Raw genomic sequence first — 8,473 nt, 5'->3', positions numbered from 1 at the left:
AGCAGCAACAGCAGCAACAGCAGCAACAGCAGCAACAGCAGCAACAGCAGCAACAGCAGCAACAGCAGCAACAGCAGCAACAGCAGCAACAGCAGCAACAAAAGTCTCAGAGTGATGCTAAACAAGAGCAAGGGCAACAGTCACAAAACCAGCAAGAACCTGAAGATATACAAGAAAATCAGAAAACTGAGCGACAAAAAGCTAAACAAGAAGAAGAGAAACAAGGCGAGCAAAAAGGCGAACCTATGCAGGCTCAAGCTCAGCTAGAGAAAACGCCTCAGGACGATCCTGAGTTCCGTCGCTTAGAAGCGGTAGAAAGCGCGTGACCCTAGTTTCTTGATTCGAGCTCAAATGCAGCTTCAAGCTCAACAAAAACAACGTCCACAACAATCTAATAAGGAGTGGTAAGTCCATGATGAAAAAAGGCGCAAAACTGGTCTTTGTTCTGATGGCCAGCCTACTGACTAGCTTTTCGGTTTTTGCACAAACCCTACAAGCTAGTGTAAACAAAACTCAGGTGGCGAAGAACGAAGTGATCAACCTAAGGATCATGGCAGATACCGAGCTTGGCTCAGATGCGATCGACTTTGACGCATTGAAACAGGACTTCTTTTTAGGACAACCTCGCTACGGCCGTTCTAGTAACAACATTAACGGCCACAAAACCGTTCGCACAGAATGGAGCATCTCGATTGCCCCGATGAAAGAAGGCGTCGTCACCATACCGAGCTTTTCTGCAGATGGGATGAAAACTGAGCCAATTAAGCTGCGTGTGACAAAAGACAAAGGTGAGCCAAATCTCGACGATTTGTTTAGCTTCAACATGAGCGTGGATAGCCATACTTTGTACCCACAGCAGTCAGCAACGCTACGTATGCAGTTGGCGATCAAAGTAGACCCTCGCCGTTTGGATAATCCACAAGTGGTACCGCCAAGCATTGATGGGATGAAAATTGAGCCAGCCAGCGATATGAAGCAGGCACAACGCATCATTGATGGCTTGGAAGTGACGGTCGTAGAGCAAGCTTTCCGCATTACAGCCGAACAACCTGGCACCTACACGCTAAATGGTCCTAAATTGACGGGGTCTTACATCTATGGTGACAGCCTAACTGGCTCAACCAAGATCATGCCAATCAATACTAAAACTGAGCAAATGCCGATTACTGTAAAGCCTATCCCTAAAGACTTTAAAGGTAACTGGCTGCCAGCTTCTGCTTTAGAATTGACGCAAAGCTGGCAAGATGAACAAGGCAATCCGCTATCAGCAAATGCCGTCAGCACAGTGAAACAAGGATCTTCAATTACTCGTACGATTCGTATTCGAGCTCGTGGTACACAAGCGGAATATCTACCTCGTATTGGTATTGTCTACCCAAGTACACTTCGTGTTTATCCTGAACAACCTCAGTTCGAGACATCGCGTGATGGCACTGTCACCATGACAGTGAAACAGGTTTTGATTCCCACAGAAGCAGGTGATCTCACCCTGCCGGGCTACAGCCTAAATTGGTGGGACAGTAATCGTGACCAAGCGAGAAAAGCCGACATTTCAGCGTTAAAGCTTGATGTGGAGAAAAGTGACAGTGGCTTAATCACGCTGCCAGAAAGTGCGTTGCCAGCACAACCAGCGACTACCTCAGCACCTGTGGTTCAAAATGGTGTGGATACAGTCTGGAAAACACTGACGTTCGTGTTTGGTGCACTTTGGCTTGTCTCATCAGCAATTGCATTTGGACTTTGGAAAAAGCGCGGAACCGTAAAGCCTGAAAAAGTTGAGACTTCAACGCACGGCTCATCTCTGCAAGATTTGGAGAACATCATCAAACAAGGTGATAGTGCCAAAATTGAAAGAGCGGTTAACGACTACTTAAACACCCATCACTTCAACAGTGAATCCGAAGCGACAAAAGCGGTGAAAGAAGAGTTGAATGTGATGAATCAAGCTCGCTTCAGCGCTACTCAGCAAGAATGGAAACCAGATTCTCTGATCGCCAAGATCAAGCTACTGGCCAAAGAGAAGAAGAGTAAGCCTAGCCACCAGCTAGAAAAACTTTAGTTAACTCCTTATAAGTTTAATAAAACATGGCGGCTCACATCGAACTGCCATTTTTATTTTAATTACAATAAGTTATGAATCTGATTTAGAAACAGCGATACACTTGATAACAATACGGGGCTTTCAATATGTACAGAAGCTACAATCAGGTTATTTTGCAACAGCTGCTTCATAGCGAAATAGTACTAACTCGCACCGATTTGACTGGTCACCTGCTCATCAATACCTTTTACACAATTTCGACCGTTATGTTTGGCCTCATACAAAGCTTGGTCCGCCAACTGATATAAACGATCAAAATTGAATTCTCGACAAACGCTTTTTGAACAAGAATAACCTATAGAAACCGTCAAATACTCTCCTTCAGGATTGTGGGCATGACGAATGTTTTCATCTTCAATACACTTTCGTATACACTCAGCTCGATTAGCAACTCTTTCCGATCCTGCACCAACCATAAGTAAGACAAACTCCTCACCACCAATGCGACAAAATACTTCATCTTCATTGTGTGTATGATGCTCGAGAATATTGCCAATTCGAATTAATGCAATATCGCCCTCTAGATGACCATAGTGGTTATTAAACAAACCAAAATGATCAATATCCAATAGAATGACACCAAAACTCATATACTCTTCGGTATCAACGGAGCAGTATTTTTCCATAACATGCTCCAGCATCCGTCGGTTACCTAACCGAGTCAGGGGATCAAGTTTGGACAAAATCTCGAGCTGACGGTTCGCTTCCTCTAATTCTTTGGTTCTGTTTTTAACTTCTAGCTCTAGGTTCTCATTTAGCTCTCTAATCGCTTCTTGGGCTTGAGTACGTTGCAGTACTTCAGCAAGACTTGAGGCAAACATTCGGATAACTTCTCGAAGCTGTGAAGTCAATGGCGCCCGAGTAAGGAGGTTATCGACAGAAATAAAGGCAATCGGACCACTGCTATTTGACGTCAGAACTGTCATTGCCGCCCAACCAAAACCAACAATATTGCAGTCATGATAGATGGGAACAGACTCCTCAAAAGCAACTTCATTCGGCATAGATCGAGCGAGGTTAATCAACGAGAAATCTTGAGTTTCACCAAAGAAATAGGATTCATCGACCACATTACCTTGGATATCTGTCCCCCAAGTGCCCTGCATGTAAGAACAGCTTTCATCTGTTAAGAAAACTGCCATCCGATCAATACCTAGATTTTGAATAGCAAAAGTCACCGCAGATTTACACACATCACTGACCGTTGTGCAGCGAGACAGTTCTACCATACTTGAATGCAGCATGCGGACGTTCTGCTCTTGACGTTTTCGAATGTAAATTTGAGAAAACAACGAACCAAAAGATTCAAGCATCTGTTTTTGATAGGCTGTAATGGGTTTGCGGTGAATAAAATTATCAAGAGCAAACCATCCAAAAGGCTCGTTTCCATCACGCAGGATAAGCATTGCATTCCAGCCTTGCCCAACCACTTTACCTGCCGTATATATTGGAGTGTCTTCCACGATGACTAAATTTCGCTCAGTACCTGATAGTGCAGCAATGTACTCTTCCCCCAACTGGTGAAGGTCATATTGAGTGTGAAATTCATCAACAGTTTTACAGTGCTCATTGGTACCATACGTACCACTAAAGCTGCGCTTTTTCATATCGAGCAACATCAATGTTGAACGATCAAACCCTAACCTCACTCGAAGTGCTTCAACCGCTTTTAAGTAAAGTTCTTTCAGGGAATCTGGGTTAGAGATATCGAGTGCTACTTGCTGCACGAGCTTCATATTGTCAATAAATCGCTCGCGCTGATTTATCTCATCGACATATTGAGCTTCACGTATATCTCGATTTTTAACTTCTAACGACGCATTTTTCTCAGCCCGAATACACTGCCAGCGTGAAGCCGCGAGTTGCATGACATCATAACTTTCTTCGTAGATATTATGCGCAGTTCCAGACTTTACACCTTGAATCAATAAGTAAGTTCGTTTGAGTGGCGCATTATCGAGCATCATTATGTAACTATCTCCACCGTGGTCTTCGATAAAAGACCAACTGCAAGTGTTAATAGCTAAAGGAATAAGACTTTCAGATGTATCAAACTGCCCGGCCCAAGTCCAAAAATCTGAAGGGTAGTTTGCAAACGGACTGATTTCTCCTATCGAGAATCGAATATTATCCGATGGCTTTGTAAGCGGGTCGTCGAATATAACGATGGCCTGAGGAGAAATGAGGTTCTGTATGTATTCAAAAATGGCTTCAGCCAAAAGCCTGTGATCTCGCGTAGCAGAGACTTTTCTTATAAAACTTTTTAGATTCACCGTATCAACCCAGCCTGCTTACTTTTTTCTTTTCAACAAAAAACTAACCGTACGGCGATATGCAATCAATGGAATCCAAGTTGAGCTGTTAAGTCTTTCGCAAAAAAAGTGGACTTAATATCACAATCGAGAGCCTTTCAACATTTTTAGACATATGTTTCACTCAGGTTACATAACGTACAAATATGCAATTTATAAGTTATTTTGGATTGGTATATAAACGCTCCTACCAATAGACATAAAAAAGCCCCTCTTAAAGAGGGGCAAAAGTACCATCGCTTATAGTTATTTTTTACATACCAGCATGGGTAATAAATTAACCAAAATCACCATTTACGTAGCCTTGGGTACGGTCGTCTTTTGGTTCGCTAAAGATCACTTGCGTGTCATCGTGCTCAACCAATTCGCCCATTAGGAAAAACGCAGTGCGGTCTGAGATACGACGCGCTTGCTGCATTGAGTGCGTTACGATAACGATGGTGTAGTTCTTTTTCAGCTCTTCCATCAGTTCTTCAATTTTGTGCGTCGCAATTGGGTCAAGTGCGGATGTTGGTTCATCCATCAGAATCACATCTGGTTCCATCGCAATGGTACGTGCGATACATAGACGCTGCTGCTGACCACCTGATAGACCAAATGCATGTGACTTAAGACGGTCTTTTACTTCGTCCCAAAGCGCTGCGCCGCGAAGTGAGCTCTCAACCACTTCATCAATGTGTTTCTTATCTTTGATGCCTTGAGCGCGTAGACCGTAAGCCACGTTCTCGTAGATGCTCATCGGGAATGGGTTTGGCTTTTGGAATACCATGCCAACCTTGATGCGAAGGTCAGCAACATCGATGTTGCCGTAAATGTCTTCGCCATCCATTGACAGCTTACCCGTGATCTTTACGCCTTCGATTAGATCATTCATGCGGTTCAAACAACGTAGTAGTGTTGATTTACCGCAACCAGAAGGACCGATAAGCGCTGTCACTTGGCGAACGGGAATTGGCAGGTTGATCGATTTCAGTGCTTGGTTTTCACCGTAGAATAGGTCTAGGTTTTCAATATCAAACTTGTTCATTTTCTTAATCTCTTAAATCTTGAATTCGTGTCTTTTAACGTGCGTTCTTAATTCGTTTTGTTAGTAAGTTGCGGTGTTAAAACGTCGTGCAATCAGTTTTGTGAACATGTTGATCAATAGAACAACAACAATCAGAACTGTCGCGGTACCGTAAGCCTGATTCCATTCTTCAATGGTAAACAGTTCGGTAGTCAGTTTGTATAAGTGAACGGTTAATGTACGACCTGAATCCAATAGAGAATCCGGAATACGTGCAACCATACCTGCTGTCAGGAATACTGGAGCAGACTCACCAATGACACGACCAATACTTAGAATGACCGAGGTTAAGATACCTGGCATTGCGCTCGGAAGAATCAAACGCCAGATAGTGTAAATCTTAGATGCACCTAGGCCGTAAGAGCCTTCACGGTACGTCTGTGGTACTGCCATCAACGCTTCTTCCGTGGTACGGATGATAACTGGCAGGATTAGGATACTTAGCGTCAATGCACCCGACAAAATCGAGAAGCCAAGGCCAAGAATCGCCACGAAGAAAGTCATACCGAACAGGCCGAAGATGATCGACGGAATACCCGCCAATGACTCGGTACAGAATCGGATGATTTTCACCAAACGACTGCCCACTTTCGCGTATTCAGTCAAGTAGATTGCCGTCATGATACCGAGTGGCGCTGCCACTGCGATAGATGCGATAACCATGTAAATAGTCGCCACAATCATTGGGAAGATACCGTGCTCTTCACCTGTGCGCGTGTAGTTATCAGTAATGAAGTTCCAATCTACGTGTTGTAGACCGTTTGATAGGATGTACCAGATAATCCAGAACAAGAAACCTACCGTCAGTGCTGCCGAGATCCAGACAAATGCGTTAAAGACATTATCTTTGAACTGGCGTGCTTTTTTCAGTTTTGCGCGATCCATAATAGTCACCTTTAACGAGCGATTACTTCGCTTTTTCTCGGTTTAGGTACAGTAGTACAGCGTTCAACGACATGATGAAGACCAGAAGTACCACACCTGTAGCGTAAAGTGCGTTCGCGTGAACACCACTTGCGTAAGACATTTCAATAGCGATGTTTGCGGTTAGCGTACGAGCCGAATCAAGGATGCCTTCTGGCATTGCCGGCGCGTTACCCATTACCATGATGATCGCCATGGTCTCACCCAATGCACGACCGATACCCAGAATCACACCTGTCATGATGCCTGAGCGAGCCGCTGGAACGAGCAATTTAAAGATGGTGTAAATTTTGGATGCCCCCAGTGCCAAAGAACCTTCTTTGTACGTACGAGGAACAGCGCGGATAGAAGTTTCAGATACCGTAATTACCGTTGGTAGAATCATCACGCCAAGAACAATAATACCGGCCAGGATAGTGTTACCTGCTGGTACATCAAATACGTTCTGAATCAATGGAACGATAATAACCAGACCGAAGAAACCGTAAACCACCGAAGGAATACCGGCTAGCAGCTCAACCGCTGGGCGGATGATGTCAGCTAAACGCTTTGGTGCGATTTCAGCGATGAAGATAGCGGTTAAGACACCAACTGGAACACCCACTAAAACAGCGCCTGCTGTCGAAACGATAGAAGCAACAATCATGGTTGCAACACCGTACAGTGCCGGTGGTAGCCAGTTTTGGCCTAGAACGATGCCCGAGACGCCCGCTTCTTGGAATGCTGGGACACTCTCTCGAACGATGAAGTATGCGATAACTGCTAATGATACGATGCCGATTACAGCACTCGTTAGGAACAAGCCGTGGAAGATGCGCTCTTTCCAGTCAACGCGGCGTTTTTCGCGTAGGCCTGGCTTGCTGATCGCTTTAGCGTCAGTAGTCATAAGCTTTTCACTATTTGTTGCGATGGTCATAAAAATCTCACGGTTCTTGGCAATGGCGTCGAACACAATGGATAGAAAAGGCTCAGCCCGAAATGGTGGGCTGAGCAAACTTTAGAGTCCCGATGGGATTAGTTAACTGAGATGTAACCTTTTTGGTCAACTAGCGCTTGCGCTTCTTCAGTTAGCATCCAGTCTAGGAATTTTTGAGTTTCAGCTGATGGCTTGCCTTCCTTGTAAAGAACAAGGAATGGACGAGCAACTTTGTAAGAACCGTTCTTCACGTTGTCTACAGAAGCTTGGATGCCATCAATTGGAAGTGCGTTTACAGAGCCATCGACTGTACCTAGAGAGATGTAGCCGATTGCGTATGGGTTAGAAGCAACCATTGTCTTCAATGCGCCGTTACCGTTAGCAACTTGAGCACGCTGAGAGATTGCCGATACTTTCTTACCAGAAATTTTCATTTTTAGCTTCATGATGTCTTCGAATGCACCACGAGTACCAGAAGCCGTATCACGAGTGATTGCAACGATTGGCTTGTCTGCACCGCCAACGTCTTTCCAGTTTGTTACTTCGCCTTTGTAGATTGCGGTAACTTGTTCAGCAGTTAGGCCAGAAAGCTTGTTTTTTGGGTTTACAACAACTGCGATACCGTCTATAGCAACTGCTTCTTCTTTTAGCGTTGGCTCTTTTTCAGAATCTTTTAGGTTACGAGAAGACATACCTAGGTCAGCAGAACCGTTCTTCGCTGCTTTAACACCCGCTGATGAACCCGGGCCTTGAACTTCGATAAATACATTCGGGTTTGTCTTCATGTATGTTTCAGAGAAAACTTCCATCAGTGGAGTTACGCTGCTAGAACCCACTGCAGAGATAGTTTCTTTAGCAGAAACAGGAGTCACTGCCATTGCGCCTAGAAGTGCGATTGCACCGATTACTGTCTTTTTCATCACAATTTCCTTTAAGTGGCTTTATTGCCGTTGTGTTTCACTTGAACGGTGCTCACTTTAGAATTTGAATATGACAGTTGTGTTTCACTTAGTTGAAGCATCTATGACACGTTAAGTCATCTGCTTATTTTTACGCCTACTGGTTAAAAATAAAACTTTTCTAACTGGCTCACCTCTCATTCTATAAACTTGCTTCGTTTAACCAACACATATTTGATATATCTCATAACAATT

Annotated in this window: 6 protein-coding genes and 1 pseudogene; 2 read left to right on the top strand and 5 right to left on the bottom strand. The window is 44.2% G+C overall.

The window, feature by feature from the left end:
* Together B853_RS19635 and B853_RS19630 are read left to right on the top strand one after the other, a co-directional pair.
* Positions 1-408: pseudogene (locus B853_RS19635) on the top strand (hypothetical protein); the annotation flags it as partial.
* 4 nt (positions 409-412) lie between these two features.
* Positions 413-2,059 (top strand): BatD family protein, encoded by a 1,647-nt coding sequence (locus B853_RS19630; protein WP_038887422.1) that lies wholly within the window; start codon positions 413-415, stop codon positions 2,057-2,059.
* A 185-nt stretch (positions 2,060-2,244) separates the two neighbouring features.
* On the opposite strand, the gene B853_RS19625 is transcribed toward B853_RS19630, so the two are convergent.
* From B853_RS19625 to B853_RS19605, 5 genes are all read right to left on the bottom strand, one after another.
* The gene (locus tag B853_RS19625) at positions 2,245-4,320 is read right to left on the bottom strand and encodes a sensor domain-containing diguanylate cyclase (protein ID WP_038887424.1); all 2,076 of its coding nucleotides are present in this window, start codon (positions 4,318-4,320) and stop codon (positions 2,245-2,247) included.
* A gap of 370 nt (positions 4,321-4,690) precedes the next feature.
* Positions 4,691-5,440 (bottom strand): phosphate ABC transporter ATP-binding protein PstB, encoded by a 750-nt coding sequence (gene pstB, locus B853_RS19620; RefSeq protein WP_005432159.1) that lies wholly within the window; start codon positions 5,438-5,440, stop codon positions 4,691-4,693.
* Between the two features lie 60 nt (positions 5,441-5,500).
* Complete coding sequence (pstA, locus tag B853_RS19615) at positions 5,501-6,364, bottom strand: phosphate ABC transporter permease PstA (RefSeq protein ID WP_005441059.1); 864 nt, start codon at positions 6,362-6,364, stop codon at positions 5,501-5,503.
* 22 nt (positions 6,365-6,386) lie between these two features.
* Positions 6,387-7,319 carry a phosphate ABC transporter permease subunit PstC gene (gene pstC, locus B853_RS19610; protein WP_038887425.1) on the bottom strand — a complete coding sequence of 311 codons (933 nt, stop codon included), beginning with the start codon at positions 7,317-7,319 and terminating at the stop codon, positions 6,387-6,389.
* A 98-nt stretch (positions 7,320-7,417) separates the two neighbouring features.
* The gene (locus B853_RS19605) at positions 7,418-8,239 is read right to left on the bottom strand and encodes a phosphate ABC transporter substrate-binding protein (RefSeq protein WP_038887427.1); all 822 of its coding nucleotides are present in this window, start codon (positions 8,237-8,239) and stop codon (positions 7,418-7,420) included.
* Between the last annotated feature and the right edge of the window lie 234 nt (positions 8,240-8,473).

Source organism: Vibrio rotiferianus CAIM 577 = LMG 21460 (genome assembly GCF_002741985.1).
In the GTDB taxonomy this organism is placed as follows: domain Bacteria; phylum Pseudomonadota; class Gammaproteobacteria; order Enterobacterales; family Vibrionaceae; genus Vibrio; species Vibrio rotiferianus.
The sequence above is the reverse complement of the archived record's forward strand: the minus strand, read 5'-3'. Positions and strand labels throughout refer to the sequence as shown.